At 49.6% G+C, this 16,508-nt stretch carries 14 protein-coding genes; 11 read left to right on the top strand and 3 right to left on the bottom strand.

The window, feature by feature from the left end:
• The first annotated feature begins 299 nt into the window (after positions 1–299).
• From FCN78_RS04425 to choV, 9 genes are all read left to right on the top strand, one after another.
• Complete coding sequence (locus tag FCN78_RS04425) at positions 300–863, top strand: GbsR/MarR family transcriptional regulator (protein ID WP_046073610.1); 564 nt, start codon at positions 300–302, stop codon at positions 861–863.
• A gap of 18 nt (positions 864–881) precedes the next feature.
• Positions 882–2,225 carry a cytochrome ubiquinol oxidase subunit I gene (locus FCN78_RS04430; RefSeq protein WP_077658846.1) on the top strand — a complete coding sequence of 448 codons (1,344 nt, stop codon included), beginning with the start codon at positions 882–884 and terminating at the stop codon, positions 2,223–2,225.
• Positions 2,222–3,220, top strand: a complete 999-nt coding sequence (cydB, locus tag FCN78_RS04435) for a cytochrome d ubiquinol oxidase subunit II (protein ID WP_069361366.1) — start codon at positions 2,222–2,224, stop codon at positions 3,218–3,220. The genes FCN78_RS04430 and cydB overlap by 4 nt, the downstream gene beginning before the upstream one ends.
• A 646-nt stretch (positions 3,221–3,866) precedes the next feature.
• Positions 3,867–4,469: a transcriptional regulator BetI gene (gene betI / locus FCN78_RS04440; RefSeq protein WP_069361367.1), complete on the top strand. Its 603-nt coding sequence runs from the start codon at positions 3,867–3,869 to the stop codon at positions 4,467–4,469.
• Positions 4,470–4,523: 54 nt separating this feature from the next.
• A complete protein-coding gene (gene betB, locus FCN78_RS04445) occupies positions 4,524–5,984 on the top strand; it encodes a betaine-aldehyde dehydrogenase (protein ID WP_077658847.1) in 1,461 nt (486 codons plus the stop codon).
• A gap of 20 nt (positions 5,985–6,004) precedes the next feature.
• Positions 6,005–7,729: a choline dehydrogenase gene (betA, locus tag FCN78_RS04450; protein WP_069361369.1), complete on the top strand. Its 1,725-nt coding sequence runs from the start codon at positions 6,005–6,007 to the stop codon at positions 7,727–7,729.
• 19 nt (positions 7,730–7,748) lie between these two features.
• A complete protein-coding gene (locus FCN78_RS04455) occupies positions 7,749–8,708 on the top strand; it encodes a choline ABC transporter substrate-binding protein (protein WP_077456639.1) in 960 nt (319 codons plus the stop codon).
• 54 nt (positions 8,709–8,762) lie between these two features.
• Positions 8,763–9,605, top strand: coding sequence for a choline ABC transporter permease subunit (gene choW, locus FCN78_RS04460; protein ID WP_069361371.1), 843 nt, complete (start codon positions 8,763–8,765; stop codon positions 9,603–9,605).
• 10 nt (positions 9,606–9,615) lie between these two features.
• Positions 9,616–10,818: a choline ABC transporter ATP-binding protein gene (gene choV, locus FCN78_RS04465; protein WP_077599308.1), complete on the top strand. Its 1,203-nt coding sequence runs from the start codon at positions 9,616–9,618 to the stop codon at positions 10,816–10,818.
• 143 nt (positions 10,819–10,961) lie between these two features.
• Here the strand turns inward: choV and FCN78_RS04470 are convergent, their stop codons facing one another.
• Positions 10,962–11,456, bottom strand: a complete 495-nt coding sequence (locus tag FCN78_RS04470) for a fasciclin domain-containing protein (protein WP_069361373.1) — start codon at positions 11,454–11,456, stop codon at positions 10,962–10,964.
• 414 nt (positions 11,457–11,870) lie between these two features.
• Between FCN78_RS04470 and FCN78_RS04475 the strand changes: the two genes are divergently transcribed.
• A complete protein-coding gene (locus tag FCN78_RS04475) occupies positions 11,871–12,176 on the top strand; it encodes a hypothetical protein (RefSeq protein ID WP_069361374.1) in 306 nt (101 codons plus the stop codon).
• Between the two features lie 88 nt (positions 12,177–12,264).
• On the opposite strand, the gene yjjG is transcribed toward FCN78_RS04475, so the two are convergent.
• Together yjjG and FCN78_RS04485 are read right to left on the bottom strand one after the other, a co-directional pair.
• Positions 12,265–12,942 carry a pyrimidine 5'-nucleotidase gene (gene yjjG / locus FCN78_RS04480; protein ID WP_069361375.1) on the bottom strand — a complete coding sequence of 226 codons (678 nt, stop codon included), beginning with the start codon at positions 12,940–12,942 and terminating at the stop codon, positions 12,265–12,267.
• Between the two features lie 130 nt (positions 12,943–13,072).
• Positions 13,073–14,296, bottom strand: coding sequence for a NupC/NupG family nucleoside CNT transporter (locus FCN78_RS04485; protein ID WP_069361376.1), 1,224 nt, complete (start codon positions 14,294–14,296; stop codon positions 13,073–13,075).
• Between the two features lie 547 nt (positions 14,297–14,843).
• Here FCN78_RS04485 and FCN78_RS04490 point away from each other — a divergent pair.
• On the top strand, positions 14,844–16,457 hold the full coding sequence (locus tag FCN78_RS04490; protein WP_198534552.1) for a BCCT family transporter: 1,614 nt from the start codon (positions 14,844–14,846) through the stop codon (positions 16,455–16,457).
• Positions 16,458–16,508: the final 51 nt, after the last annotated feature.

Below are 16,508 nucleotides of genomic sequence, written 5' to 3' on the forward strand. Positions count from 1 at the left end.
ATACATTGTGGTTGCCAGTATAAAAAGCCATTTGTGTTGAGAAACTCGATGATTATAAAACTCTCAATTGTGTATCTGTTTGTGTGTTTGCCCTTTCTTTTCCGTCCGTGGGTACGTAACCTGTGTGACTTCGATCATGTTTAATTATAGCTTAATGTAACGTATTCATAACCTCTCTTCACCTTTGCTTACAACTTTGCTTTTCTATTTTCAATAATTTCTGAAATTTCCAAATTTTCATTGATCCTCCACAAAGAAACTCCGTATTATCCCACAGAAGCACTGTGAGGGAGATCAAGATGGAGCTGTCACAAGAACTACGTAATGTGGTGATGCACTTTGGTGAAATGGGAAGTCGTTGGGGCTTTAATCGTTCGGTGGGCGAAATGTTGGCACTGATTGTGTTGAGCGAGCATCCACTGAGCGCAGACGACATTGTGTCGGCGCTCAACATTTCTCGTGGCAATGTCAGTATGGCAACCAAAGAGCTGCAAGGCTGGCACTTGATCCGTTCGCAGCGCACCCCCGGGGATAGAAAGGACTACTTTGTGCCCAATGGCACTATCTGGGAGTTGGCGCAGCAAGTTCTCGCCGAAAGGAAGAAGCGGGAAGTTGACCCTACTTTATCCATGCTGCGCTCACACTTTATGCGGAGTGAAGACGACGCAGAGAGTCACTCGGTTAAGCAGTTGCACGAAATCCACGATCTCCTAGAGCTGTTTAACCACTGGTTTGACGATGTGCAGCAAATGAAACCTGAACATCTAAAAAACTTGATGAAGCTGGGTAGCAGTGTCGGCAAGCTTCTTGAGCTATCCGGCAAGCTGTTTCACAGCAAGTCCAACGAAGAATCGGGTAGTTAACCTCCTGAGGGTAATGTCATGTTAGATACATTAATGTTGTCGCGGATCCAATTTGCGGCCAACATCAGCTTTCACATCTTGTTTCCCACCATCACAATCGCGCTTGGGTGGATGCTGGTGTTTTTCAAGTTCCGGCACAACCGTACCGGTGAGCAAATCTGGTTGGATACCTATTACTTCTGGGTAAAAGTGTTCGCGCTCACCTTTGCGCTAGGGGTGGTGTCTGGGATCACCATGAGTTTCCAGTTCGGCACCAATTGGCCTGGCTTTATGGAAAAGGTCGGTAATATTGCCGGGCCTCTGTTGGGCTATGAGGTGATGACCGCCTTTTTTATGGAGGCGACCTTCCTTGGCATTATGCTGTTTGGTAAAAATCGTGTGCCCAATTGGGTACATACGCTAGCGACGTTGCTGGTGGCGATTGGTACCACCATTTCGGCGTTCTGGATTTTGGTGCTGAACAGCTGGATGCATACACCCACTGGTTTTGAAATTATCGATGGTGTGGTGCACCCAACCAGTTGGTTCGAGGTGATTTTTAATCCGTCGATGCCGTATCGTTTAAGCCATATGTTGCTAGCGTCTGGCCTCACGGCGTCTTTCTTAATTGCCGGTATTTCTGCCTACCAAAAGCTAAAATCGCCTAAGTCAGGTGTGTCAGATAAACCATTAAAAGTGGGGATCACGGCTGCTGCCATCCTTATTCCGTTGCAAATTTTTGTCGGTGATATGCACGGCCTCAATACCCTTGAGCATCAGCCACAGAAAATTGCGGCCATGGAAGGGGTCTGGGAAACCGAGCAAGGTGCGCCTTTGCTGCTGTTTGCGGTACCCAATGAAGAAACCCGTTCCAACGACTTTGAAGTTGGGATCCCGAATCTAGCGAGCTTGATTTTGACCCACCAACTCGACGGCGAGATTAAAGGGTTGGAAAGCTTTGACTATCATCCGCCGGTCAAGCCGCTGTTCTTTGGTTTCCGAGTCATGGTTGGCGTCGGTGTGTTGATGTTGGCGGTTAGCTGGTTCACCGCGTATCGCGTGTGGCGTAACCAGCCGATGCCCAAATGGCACTTAATCGGCTTGGTGGCGATGACCTTCTCAGGCTGGGTCGCTACGCTTTCTGGCTGGTATGTGACGGAGATTGGTCGTCAGCCTTGGCTGGTACAGGGGGTGCTTAAAACCGCCGATGCCGTCACGCGAGTCGCCAGCTCGAACGTGGGGATTAGCTTAACCATTTACCTGACGCTCTACGCGGTGCTAATGGTGGCGTATATCCGCACCCTGTTCTTTTTGGCGAAAAAACGCCTGCCTGAATACCAATCAGACAATCACGCTCAGCCTGAGAAAGAGGTATCCGCATGAGTATAACGCCGTATTTACCTGAAATTTATCTATTGCTATTTGGTTTTTCGGTCTTTATGTATGCCGTGCTTGACGGCTATGACCTCGGCGTCGGTATGCTGTTACCGCGCTGCAATCAGGCACAGCGTGACCGTATGATTGCGTCGATTGGCCCTTTTTGGGATGCCAACGAAACCTGGCTGGTGTTGGCGGTAGGCTTGCTGTTGATTGCCTTCCCCGCGGCACATAGCATGATTTTGACCGAGTTGTATTTGCCCACTTCCGTGATGTTGGCGGGGCTTATCTTGCGTGGTGTCTCATTTGATTTTCGTGCCAAGGTGAGGCCAGAGCGTAAAGACCTCTGGGACCGCTGCTTTAAAGCGGGCTCGTTTATTGCGTCGATGACGCAAGGCTACATGATTGGTCGTTACGTGTTGGCCTTTGATGAGAGCACAGGATCATATTTGTTTGCGCTATTAAGCGGCCTTTGTGTGACCGCGGCGTACATCTATATTGGCGGTACCTGGCTGGTAATGAAAACCGAGGGCGATTTACAAAAACGGGCGGCGAAATGGTCACGTCGTGGCGGCTGGCTGGCGGCATTGGGGGTGTTAGCCATCAGTGTCGTTAACCCTTTAGTCAGTGAGACAGTGGCGGAGCGTTGGTTTGGCTTCCCGGAAATTTTATTACTCGCGCCCGTTCCATTGGTTTGCCTTGCCATCATGCTGCTTGTTGATCGCTACCTACGCCACGTACCGGTCGAAAACGATGTGGGATACCAGTTCCCGTTCATTGGTGCGATTTTCCTATTCGCATTGAGTTTCTTTGGTCTCGCGTATAGCTTTTTCCCCGATATCATTCCCGGGGTAATGACAGCGAAAGAAGCGGCCAGCGCGCCGGGGACCTTGTTGATTGTGGGCTATGGTGCCATGTTTGTCTTGCCGATGATCTTTTTGTATACCCTGTTTGTGTATCGTGTCTTCTCTGGGAAAGCGACTGAGCTAAACTACGAGTAACCGACCCTAAATAGCAAACGAGGCGCTCAGGCTTTTTGACAGGCCTGAGCGCTTTTTTATTCCTTCCTGATTGCACGTCTAAAATGCGCTTTATTAAGCGGTGCTAAGATTGCCCGTTATCGTTTTATCCATCACTCTGTGCGGCTACAAACATTGTCACCCTAAACATTTACCGAGTTAACCATTACATCTCGTTTGTTTGTGGTGCGTTTGGTTTGGGCTTCTTCTTTTGGTCATCGACTATGGCCATTGTCTTTTTTTGTCTAATGTCGCTAATTTGCAGCCATTTGGCGCAAATGTACGTTTTTAAGCGAACATTGTTCGCGATGTGGCTTGATCAATGACCGGCTGTGGTCGAGGTAATGAGTTACTTTTCTTCTTTATACCCCTTATTAAAGCCAACACTTACTGTCGGCGAAGGCGAATTTTTGCGCAAATTGCTCACAAATAGTGCTATCAGTACAAAGTATTAGGTGTGTAATCAGTCAGGGTAAAATTGACCTAAATCATTGTTTTGTCTTTATCTTGCTGTTTTTGGGTGGGGGTGAGTGTAGCAAATTGGTTAAAAATAATGTTTGAGATCTAAAGATTAGCGTGTAAGATTATCTTTAACTAATCGTTCAATTAAAAACGAATGGGAGACGAAATGCCTAAGGTAGGGATGCCGGAAGTAAGAAAACCGCAGCTTGTTAAAGCCACCATGACGGTGATTGGTCGAGTGGGGCTGCATGCGGCAAGTATTTCTCTGATTAGTAAGGAAGCCGGCGTATCGACAGGCATTATCAACCACTATTTCGGTGGTAAGCATGGCTTGCTGGAAGAGACGATGCGCGTGGTATTGCGTGAGCTTTCAGCGACTGTGATCGACGCATTGAGAGAAATTCCGCGTCATCACCACCAGGCGCGTATTAACGCGATTATCAATGCCAACTTTGAAGGTTTTCAGGCCAAATCTGATGTGGTTAAAACCTGGTTGGCGTTCTGGTCTTATGCCATGCATGACAATGAGTTACACCGTTTACAACGTGTGAACGAGAAGCGCTTGCTGTCGCATTTGCGCATTGAACTTCGCGCACTATTGCCAGAAGAGCAGGCGGCGATGGTGGCTCAGGGGATTGCAGCATTGATTGATGGTATCTGGTTGCGTGGTGCATTGAACCCTAAAGGTATTGATGCCAACAACGCGCGAACCATCATCAATGACTACTTGGATAAGCAACTGACCTTTTATGGTCGTCCTCAGGGCTAAGCCTCGGTAGCACCTTACATGCACACTCGAACAGAAAAGAATTCAGGATTAATCATGAATGCGAAAACGCTTTTTATTAATGGTCAGCTTACTTCCGCAACAAGCGGCGAACAGTTTGCAACGGTAAACCCAGCAACGGGCGAGACACTGGCGCAAATCGATCAAGCCTCGGCAGATGATGTGCAAGCGGCGGTTGATGCGGCTAAGCAAGGTTTTGCGGTCTGGTCACGCATGACAGCTATGGAGCGTAGCCGTATTTTGCTTAAAGCGGTTGCGTTGTTACGTGAGCGTAATGATGAGCTAGCCAAATTGGAAGTACTGGATACCGGCAAACCGATACAAGAAGCGGTAGAAGTTGACGTGGTGACGGGTGCGGATGCGATTGAATATTTCGCTAACTTGGTACCATCAATGCAGGGTGAGCAGCAGCCGCTTTCTGACAACCAATTTTTCTACACCCGTCGTGAGCCACTTGGCGTATGTGCAGGCATTGGTGCATGGAACTATCCGATTCAAATTGCCATGTGGAAGTCAGCACCTGCCTTGGCCGCCGGTAATGCCATGGTTTTCAAACCGTCTGAAGAAACGCCGCTGACCGCCCTGAAACTGGCAGAGATCTTTGCTGAAGCGGGTATGCCTGCCGGCGTATTTAATGTGGTTCAAGGTGATTATCGTGTGGGTCAAATGCTGACGGCACATCCTGAGATTGCCAAAGTCTCTTTCACCGGTGAAGTGGGCACGGGCAAAACCGTGATGGGCGATGCCGCGAAGACCCTGAAATCAGTCACTATGGAGCTAGGCGGTAAATCGCCATGTATCGTGTTTGATGATGCCGATCTGGATAACGCGGTATCCGCAACCATGGTCGCGAACTTCTATACCCAAGGCGAAGTGTGTACACACGGCACCCGTGTATTTGTTCACGACAGCATTTACGACGCCTTTGTTGAGCAACTGAAAGCGCGTACAGAAAAGCTCGTTATCGGTGACCCAACCGATATGAACACCCAGGTCGGTGCGCTGATCTCGACCGAACACCTTAATAAAGTGATGACGGCGATTGAAACGGCAAAAGCAAGCGGTGCAACCTTGCTGACCGGTGGTTACCGCGTCACTGAGAACGGCCTCGATAAAGGTAACTTTGTGGCCCCCACCATTTTCACTGACTGTGACGACAGCATGGCGCATGTTCGTGACGAGATCTTTGGTCCTGTGATGTCGGTGCTGCGTTTCTCTGACGAGGAAGAAGTAGTAGCACGTGCTAACAACACGCACTACGGCCTAGCGGCTGGTGTCTTCACCCAAAACCTATCGCGTGCGCATCGCATTATTCATCAACTCGAAGCGGGTATTTGTTGGGTCAATACTTGGGGCGACTCACCCGCCGAGATGCCTGTCGGTGGTTATAAGCACTCAGGGGTAGGGCGTGAAAACGGTGTCGAAACCCTCACGCATTATACCCAAACCAAGAGTGTGTTAATCGAGCTTGGCGACTTCGCCAGCCCTTACGCCTAATTTCTAACGGAGCGACCAATATGTCACAACGCTACGATTATATTATCGTCGGCGCGGGTTCGGCCGGCTGCGCATTGGCTGATCGGCTGACCGAGTCAGGCCAACATCAAGTGTTATTGCTGGAAGCCGGCGGTACCGATAAGAGCATTTTTATTCAGATGCCAACGGCGCTATCGATTCCGATGAATACCAAGCGCTACGCTTGGCAGTTTGAATCCTTGCCTGAGCCAGGCCTTGATGGCCGCCAACTGCATTGCCCGCGTGGCAAGGTGCTGGGTGGAAGCTCATCGATTAATGGCATGGTGTATGTCCGTGGTCACGCATGTGACTTTGAAGAGTGGGTTGAGCACGGTGCTAATGGCTGGGATTACGCAAGTTGTTTGCCGTACTTTAAGCGCGCGGAAACCTGGTCTGGCGGAGCCGATACCTATCGTGGCGGTCATGGCCCGGTGGGCACATGTAACGGTAACGACATGAAATTAAACCCGCTCTATCAAGCCTTTATTGATGCGGGTGTCGAAGCGGGCTACCCAGAAACCAAAGATTATAACGGTTATCAGCAAGAGGGCTTTGGCCCTATGCATATGACCGTCGATAAAGGCGTGCGTGCGTCTACGTCAAACGCTTATCTGCGCCGCGCACTGAAGCGTAGCAACCTGACCTTGAAAAAAGGCGTGGTCACACGCCGCATCCTGTTGGAAGGCAAGCGCGCGGTGGGCGTGGAATTTGAAAAAGGCGGCAACATCGAGCATGTGATGGCCGACAAAGAAGTCATTTCCAGTGCGGGTTCAGTGGGCTCCCCACAGCTACTACAGCTATCAGGGATTGGTTCGCGAGATGTGCTCGAGAAAGCCGGCGTAGACGTCAAGCATGAGCTGCCGGGTGTAGGCGAAAACCTGCAAGATCACCTCGAAGTCTACTTTCAGTTCCACTGTCAGCAGCCTATTACGCTTAACAGCAAGTTAGGTCTTATCAGCAAAGGCAAGATTGGTACCGAGTGGATTTTGACGCGTAAAGGCTTGGGGGCGACCAACCACTTTGAGTCATGTGCCTTTATTCGTTCTCGCGAAGGGTTGAAGTGGCCGAACGTCCAGTATCACTTCTTGCCAGCTGCAATGCGTTATGACGGCAAAGCCGCGTTTGCTGGCCATGGTTTCCAGGTGCACGTCGGCCCGAACAAACCAGAGAGCCGCGGCCATGTAAGGATCAAATCCGCTGATCCGCACGATAAGCCGTCAATCTTATTTAACTACATTACCACCGAGCAAGATCGCCAAGACTGGCGTGACACCATTCGTTTGACCCGTGAAATCATGGCGCAAAACGCGATGGATGCATTCCGCGGCGATGAAATTCAGCCAGGCAATGATGTTCAGTCTGATGAAGCGATTGACCGTTGGGTGAAAGATAACGTGGAAAGCGCGTATCACCCCTCGTGTACTTGCAAGATGGGTGCCGATGATGACGCACTGGCCGTGCTTGATGAGCAGTGCCGTGTACGCGGAATTCAAGGGCTGCGTGTGGTGGACTCGTCTGTCTTCCCAACCATCCCTAACGGCAACCTGAATGCCCCAACCATCATGGTAGCGGAGCGCGCCGCTGACATGATCCTTGAAAAGCCACTCTTGCCTGCCGAGCAGGTGCCAGTATGGATTGCGGCTGAGTGGCAGCACAAGCAACGCAATCAAAACGCGCAGAGTGATGATGCCACCGTCGGTGAGCACACACTAGAAACTAATCAGTAAGCATTACAAGGAAACTAAGATGTCAATGAATAAACGTAAAACCAGCAAAACTCTGATGACCGCAGTGGGTTTGAGCTCAATGGTCGCCTTTAGCGCCGCGGCTAATCAGTGTGAGACAGTCCGTTTTTCGGATATCGGTTGGACAGACGTGACCTCAACGACTGCCATCACTACTGAAGTGCTGAAAGGCATGGGTTACGAGACACAAACCGATCTATTGTCTTTGCCGGTAACCTTCTCATCACTTGCGTCGGGCGACATCGACGTATTCCTCGGTAACTGGATGCCTACGCAAACAGGCGATATCAAAAAGTATCTTGACGATGGCTCGATCGACAGCGTTCGCGCCAACTTAACAGGTGCCAAATATACGCTCGCCGTGCCTAAGTATGTTTACGATGCAGGTGTTACTAGCGTCGCAGATATCGCGAAATACGCTGACAAGTTCGACTCACGCATTTATGGCATTGAGCCAGGTAACGACGGTAACCGCCAGATTCAAAAAATGATCGATACCGATGATTTCAATCTGGGTGATTTCCGTCTCATCGAATCCAGTGAAGCGGGCATGGTGTCTCAGGTGTCTCGTGCCGTGCGTCGTGACAAGTGGGTTGCCTTCCTAGGCTGGGCCCCGCACCCAATGAACAGCAACTTTGATATGAAATACCTATCGGGTGCGGACGAGTACTTTGGTCCGAACTATGGCGGTGCCACGGTTCATACCAACGTACGTAGCGGCTATGTCGAGCAGTGCTCCAACGTCGGTCAAATGCTCGAACAACTTGAGTTCAGCCTCAAGATGGAAAACGAAATGATGGGCAAAATCCTCAATGACGGTGAAAAGCCTCAGGCTGCAGCACGCGAATGGTTGCGTAACAACCCAAGTGTGTTGAACAAGTGGCTGAATGGCGTGACTACCGTTGATGGTGAGAACGCGGTTGAAGCAGTCACTGAATATCTAAACAAGACTGAAGCGTAAATAAAAAAGTGTAGAAGGAGAGGGCGGTGTTAACGCCGCCCCTAAGGTTTTATTGTGAATATTATTACAGATAACAAGATCCCACTCGGTCAATGGATGGAAAATGGCGTTGACTGGCTAACCATGAACGCCGCCGGCTTTTTTGATGCGATCTCAATTGGCTTAGATACGACCATCACACTATTAGTCGACATTTTTAAATGGATGCCAGCAGCAGGGCCGATCCTCATGACAGCCGCCTTAGCATGGTACCTGCAGCGTCGAATCTCCATCGTGATCTTTGTTGTGAGTGCGCTCTTGTTGATCCTCAACCTGGGCTACTGGCAAGAGATGCTGGAAACCTTTGTTCTGGTATTTGCCGCGACAACGATTTCCGTATTAATTGGCATACCGCTTGGGATAATGGCCGCGCATCGGCCCTTGGTGTACACCATTATGCGGCCCTTATTGGACTTGATGCAGACGGTGCCACCATTTGTGTATTTGATCCCAACCTTGGTGTTGTTCGGTTTGGGCATTGTCCCAGGTCTTATTTCTACCATCATTTTTGCCATCGCGGCGCCGATTCGTTTGACGTATCTTGGCATCACCCGCGTACCGGAAGAGTTGGTAGAGGCGGGACGCGCCTTTGGTGCTAACCGTATGAAATTATTGTTTAAAGTGGAGTTGCCTGCGGCGCTACCTAGCATTATGACCGGTGTCACCCAGTGTATTATGTTGTCACTATCGATGGTGGTTATCGCGGCGTTGGTCGGTGCTGACGGCTTAGGTAAACCAGTGGTTCGTGCACTGAATACCGTTAACATTTCTCAAGGTTTTGAAGCGGGTCTGGCGATTGTATTGGTAGCCATCATTCTTGACCGCCTGTGTAAAGCACCAAATCAAGGCAACGAATAAGGGGGAAACCATGGACGCAATCGCAATTAAAAATTTAGACGTGGTGTTTGGCGACAATGTTAAGCCAGCACTGGACCTGCTTGATAACGGATTAAGCCGCTCAGAGATTATCGAGAAAACCGGTCAAGTCGTGGGCGTGGACAATGTTTCACTCAATGTGAAAGAAGGTGAAATCTGCGTCTTGATGGGCCTATCGGGCTCAGGTAAATCGAGTCTACTGCGCGCGGTGAATGGATTGAACCCCATCAGCCGCGGTAGCCTTGAACTCCGTGATGACAACAGAATGGTCGACATGGCAACGGTTGATTCGCAAACCCTTCGCCACCTTCGCACTAACCGTGCGTCTATGGTGTTCCAAAAGTTTGCGCTTATGCCTTGGCTGACAGTGGTTGATAACGTCGCCTTTGGCCTGGAAATGAAAGGTATCAGCAAGAAAGAACGTCGTAGACAAGCGCTGGAAAAACTAGAAATGGTCGGGTTGGACGATTGGGCTTATCAATACCCGCATGAGCTGTCGGGTGGTATGCAGCAGCGCGTTGGCTTGGCTCGTGCGTTCGCGATGGACAGTGATATTCTGCTGATGGATGAACCTTTCTCGGCATTGGATCCACTGATCCGTGCGCAGCTGCAAGACGAGTTGCTAGAGCTGCAGAAAAAGCTCAATAAAACGATTTTGTTTGTGAGCCATGACTTGGACGAGGCACTAAAAATTGGTAACAACATTGCCATTATGGAATCGGGCCAGCTTATTCAACATGGTAAGCCTGAAGACATTGTGCTGCGTCCCGAGACCGATTACGTGCGTGACTTTGTGGCTCATACCAATCCACTAAATGTGTTGAAAGGGCGGTCGATGATGAAGTCTGTTGACGACTTACCACATGTCGACAGCCGTTGGAAAGTGTGTGAGCAGCGTGATATTTGGGTTACCGCAGAGCAGGGTGGTCGCTTGTCAGCTGCGGCTGGCTCACAACCCTTGCGTGTCGTTGAATGGCAAAAAGACGTTCAAGATCTGTCACAAGTTGGAGACGACACCATAGTGGTTGCCTCGCCTGACATTGAAATGCGTGATGCGATTGAAATTCGCTACCACACTGTTAAACCGGTGTTACTCATCGAAGAAGGAAAACTGGTTGGCACCTTATCTGACCATGACTTCTACCACGCGCTGTTGGGTAAGTTTCAACAAAAGTGCACGGATAAAGCGGCGTAAAATCCGCTGCATGCGTCGTCACTAGACGGATGAATAAAACAGCCTACTCGCGGAGTAGGCTGTTTTTTTACGTCCTTATCTATCCTTGCTGTCTCGCCCATATTGCTTCACAAGCGCCCTTTGAACGCGAGACGAATAAGGTGCTAGGGCATTATCACGGTATCAATCACATGGATAACGCCGTTAGTGGTCATGATATCGGGCTTGATGACGGTGGCGTTATCGACTTTTACATCCCCGTACGATGTTTTAATCATCACGTCGCTGCCTTGCACTGTGGTCGCGGAAGACATTCCCATTACTTGCTCAGCCGTTACTTTTCCTGGAACGACATGGTAGGTCAGGATATCGGTGAGCTTGCCTTTGTTTTCCGGCTTGAGTAACGATTCTACCGTGCCGTCAGGTAACTTGTTAAAGGCTGCGTTAGTGGGGGCAAAGACGGTAAATGGGCCTTCTCCTTTCAAAGTATCAACCAGATCCGCTGCCTTTACGGCTGCCACCAAGGTTGAAAAGTCGTCATTTTTCATCGCCGTATCAACAATGTCATGCTCGCCTTTATGGTGGGCAGCAACGGCGCTTCCCATTCCAACCAGCAATGTCGCAGTGATAGCTAATGTCGAGATCGTGCGTGTTAACATCATTGTTCTCCCTTTTGCGTTCGTTTCCCCACCCAATAAGTTGCCTTATTGCAACCCTTGGTGACGACTTGGGAAGGATCACTTTGTTGCAAGGGTGAAAACGAGGATGGGAGTGAAGTCGATCACTGGACAGAAAAATATTCCCCATCTTCCCCTTTTCTACGCCGAATAACTGCCGCCGTCTTGTGAAATTTTTCGAACGAGTTATTCATATTATTGTGATTGTCGTCACGGTATTTCAGGCGTAATCTCACTCTCGTTCCAAGGCAATAACGCAACGGCGATATTGAACCGTGCTAGCACCTTGATGACTCTCTGAAACCAGGTTTTAGAAATGGAGACATTGAGGTGACAAATCGCCGGCACAATTTGCGTTTAATAGCCGTCAACCCATTACGAAAGAGGAAACAAACCATGAAAAAATTGGCTGCAATCTTTGCCCTAGCGTTCGCTTCAACGTCTGTGATGGCGGGTGGTCTGAACCTCAATGTAGACCCTGCAGAAGGGGGCGCTTGGGTAACGGTCACTGAACAAGGTCAAGCGGTAAAAGGCGCTAAAGTCGCCAGCGAATCGGGTCTGGATGCGAAGGTAACGGATGAGTCTGGTCGTGTATTTATCCATGCCCAAAACCAAAACAGCCGCTCAATCAACTTTGTCGCTAGCACCGACCAAGGTGAGCGCGCAGAGCAAGCTGCATTCATCAAAGGTGACCACAGCTAAGCGACGCGCGATGGCGTTTAGGCCGCTATGGACAATGGCGGCGCTGATAAAAGAGAGCATGATTGCTCTCTTTTTTTTGGATCCATGTTTAGGTCGGCAGTAGCCAGTTCTTTAATTGATGCAAGGAGCTAACTTGGTGTGTCGGCGCAATATCTTCAGGCACGGGCGTGTTATCAGCGTTTAGCCAGCATGTATCAATGCCCGCTTGCATCCCGCCAAGGACGTCGGAATGTGGGTTATCACCCACCATCAATATTTTTTCTTTCGGCGGGCGGCCCATTTTTTCAAACGCATGTTCAAAAATACGTGGATCAGGCTTAGCGATACCGACCTGTTCGGAAATAACCAACGTAGAAATCGCATCCTTCAACCCTGTTTTTTCTAAACGAATATCTTGCAAAGCCGTAAATCCGTTAGTAATGATGCCAATATGGGCATGTGGGGAAATGGCGTCGATCAGTTCCCGTGCCCCTGGCAATGGTTCACAGATGTCTGCCATGGCATCTAAAAAGCCTTGGTTTAAGGTGGAAGGGGCGACGTTTAAGTGCTTTCCCCAGTAAGTAAAGCGTTCGGTCTGTAGAGTCTGGGCGTCAATTTCGCCATTTTGATACTGTATCCACAGTGGTTTATTGCGTGCGGAGTACTCGGCAAACGCCTGATGATCAAAATCGACATCATAATGTGAGAATAGACGTTGTAGGCCAGAGAAGGCATCAAAGTGAAACAAGGTCTCGTCGGCATCGAATAAAACCCATGGGTATCGCATGTTATTACATCTCTTTACGTAAAGTTAACTAAGTGTAACAGAGTGCCAATGCGGTTTTCGAGTCTATTTTTTTACTCACCGTCCATGGTGAGAAACAGTGTGCGTGGTCGCGAGCGAATACGCTGTGTCGTTACAGGGAAAGATAGAGGCCAGCGAGCGTCGCACTCATCAGGTTGGCTAGCGTCGCCGCGAGAATGGCTCGCATACCGAGTTTAGCAATGTCGCCACGGCGTTCGGGTACGATACCGCCTAGGCCTCCCATCAACATGGCAATGGACGTCAAGTTGGCAAAACCACACAGTGCAAATGTCACGATAGCTTGACTGTGAGCGGATAACTGGCCTTTTAGGTTCATAAAATCAGCAAACGCAACAAACTCGTTCACGGCGATTTTTTTACCAATCAAGGTGCCTGCGGTCATGGCTTCTTGCCAAGGGATACCAATTAACCAAGCGACGGGCGCGAACAGGTAACCAAATAACCACTCAAGGCTTAGCTGAGGCACGTGTACCATCGGACCAAGCTTACCTAAGCCACCATTGATAAGCGCAATCATGCTGATCACAGCCAATAAGCTGGCACCCACCGCCATGGCGATTTGTAAGCCACTTAATGCGCCTTGCGTGCCGGCATCAATCAGGTTGACTGGCTTATCCTGTGCGTCCTCTACTGATTGATGTTGCGCTTGGCTCATCGGCGTTTCGGTTTGTGGCACCATGATTTTGGCCATCATGAGTCCTGCCGGTGCCGACATAAACGCCGCTGCAATGAGGTACTTCATTTCCACACCGAGCCCGGCATAGCCGACCATAGTGCCGCCAGCCACTGAGGCGAGCCCGCCCACCATGACAGCAAAAAGCTCTGAGCGTGTCATGGCAGCAAGAAAAGGACGAACGACCAGCGGCGCTTCAACAGAGCCAACAAAAATATTGGCGGTAGCAGACATAGATTCTGTACGCGATGTGCCGAGTACACGTCGTAGTAGTCCACCAATCAGGCGAATGATCCATGTCATGACGCCAATGTGGTACAGCACGGCGATCAGGGCAGAGAAAAAAACGATGGTGGGTAATACATTAAAGGCAAATATAAAACCGAGTTTGAATGTAGCGAGATCGCCAAAGAGGAATTCTGCACCAATGTCACCAAAGCTGATGATCGCAGAGACGGTTTCAGATGCATTGGCTAAAATACGCTGGCCCAGGGGAACCGAGATGATAAAGCCAGCAAAGACGATTTGTATTAGGAATGCACCGCCAACGGTGCGCCAGTTAATCGCGGCGCGATTTTCAGAAAAAACCATCGCGACAAGAAAGAGGACGCTAATCCCCAAAAGGCCAATGCCAAACTGCATGATGTTGCTCCGCAAACGTTAAACTTAGGATGGAAAACGATTGCGGCGGTATTGTACGTGGTTTTACAGATGTGACAAGAGTCACTTTGTTTGAGTTATGTTTGCATTTTGTTGCAATGAAGGGGGATGTGATATGAGAAAGCGCGATGACCAAGCGTGAAGACTGTCATGCTCGCGATATTTGCTTCGCAATGGTGGAAAATACGACTATGATTTTAAAAGGGTCTTAGGGATTCTCAAGCCTATTAACTAAATTGTTTATTGTTCTGAAATAAAGAGTTCAAATAACTGGGAAGGCCAGTAAAATCGGGACATGGAGGGAAGTTAGAATTAGGTGGTTGGTCAGAAAGTAAACATTTGGTTAGGGGCCTAATTAAATTTTTTCTCAGATGTGGTAATGTAGCGGATTGTGTGGTGAAAGCTGGTCTTTTATTGCTGATAAAGATGGCTTGAACGGCAATAAATAATGGGCGCACCACCAACACTCACAGGCTTCCGAATAAACGGACTAAGGAGTTAACTCGTGAGCGATAAAAGCCATGAAGATATGATGACACCAGACGGGAAGGTTAACCCGATCGATACTGACTATCAGGTCGGTCAGGATAACGTGGCACTGAAACTCGGCCCGTTTGGTTTTGATATTCACAACCGAGTATTTATGGTCTCAGGGCTGGCTATTTTGGCCTTCATTTTTGTCACCCTGGCCTTTCAAAACCAAATTGGTCCTGTTTTTGGGGATCTACGTGGATGGCTAACTTCAAACCTAGACTGGTTCTTCCTTTCAGCAGGAAACATTTTTGTCATTGCCTGTCTAGTTCTGATTGCGTCTCCACTGGGTAAAGTGAGGCTCGGTGGTACCGAAGCGAAGCCTGACTACGGCTACGGCGGCTGGTTTGCGATGCTTTTCGCTGCTGGTATGGGTATTGGTCTGATGTTCTACGGGGTATCAGAGCCATTGACGCATTTCCAAACGGCGCTAGGTGGGACATCCGTGGGGGCTGATGGCCTTCGCACTGACTGGGCGCCTTTAGGGGCTGCTGCCGGCGATACAGAGGCGGCGCGCCGCTTAGGTATGTCTGCCACCATTTTCCACTGGGGCTTGCACCCATGGGCGATTTACGCAGTATTGGCGTTAGGCCTGGCACTGTTTGCGTATAACAAAGGCTTGCCTTTGACCATGCGTTCTGTGTTCTACCCACTGTTCGGTGAGCGTGTTTGGGGCTGGACGGGCCACGTGATTGACATTTTGGCAATCATCGCGACCTTGTTTGGTCTTGCGACATCGCTCGGCTTAGGGGCCTCACAGGCATCGGCGGGTCTTCACTATCTGTTTGATACACCGCTAGGTGATACCACAGAAGTGTTATTGGTAATGGGTATCACAGGGGCAGCGATTCTTTCGGTTGTTGCTGGTGTTGATAAAGGGGTCAAGCGCCTGTCTGAAATCAACATGATACTTGCGCTATTACTGCTGATCTTCGTGATTGCCGTAGGTCCAACCATCGCTATCCTGACAGGCTTCTTTGGTAACTTGGGCGCGTATCTGCAAAACTTGCCTGCGCTGTCAATGCCATTTGGCCGTGAAGATGCCAACTTTACCCAAGGCTGGACATCCTTCTATTGGGCGTGGTGGATTTCTTGGTCCCCATTCGTCGGTATGTTTATTGCGCGCGTATCGCGTGGCCGTACCGTGCGTGAATTCATCACTTGTGTGTTGATTATCCCATCAGCTGCATGTGTGTTGTGGATGACGGCCTTTGGCGGCACCGCAATTGGTCAGTTCGTCAATGAAGGCTATACAGCCGTCGTAGATGCAGAGCTGTCACTGAAACTGTTTGCGATGCTAGATGATCTGCCACTGGCAGCGATCACATCCTTTATCGGCATTATCCTGGTCATGGTGTTCTTTATCACCTCGTCTGACTCAGGGTCATTGGTTATCGACACCATTTCTGCCGGTGGTAAAGTGAACGTGCCTGTACCACAACGTGTGTTCTGGGCATCTTTCGAGGGCTTGGTCGCCGTTGCGCTGATCCTTGGTGGGGGCTTGGTCGCCCTACAAGCAATGGCGGTCTCGACAGGCTTCCCATTCACCATTGTGTTGCTGATTGCTACCGTGTCTCTGTTTAAAGGTTTGGCCTCAGAGCCGCGTGCTTAATTAGCAAAACATCGGTAATCATCGTCGATGACGAAAGAGGCAGCGCACTAC

The sequence above is a fragment of the Salinivibrio kushneri genome, from assembly GCF_005280275.1.
Lineage (GTDB): Bacteria > Pseudomonadota > Gammaproteobacteria > Enterobacterales > Vibrionaceae > Salinivibrio > Salinivibrio kushneri.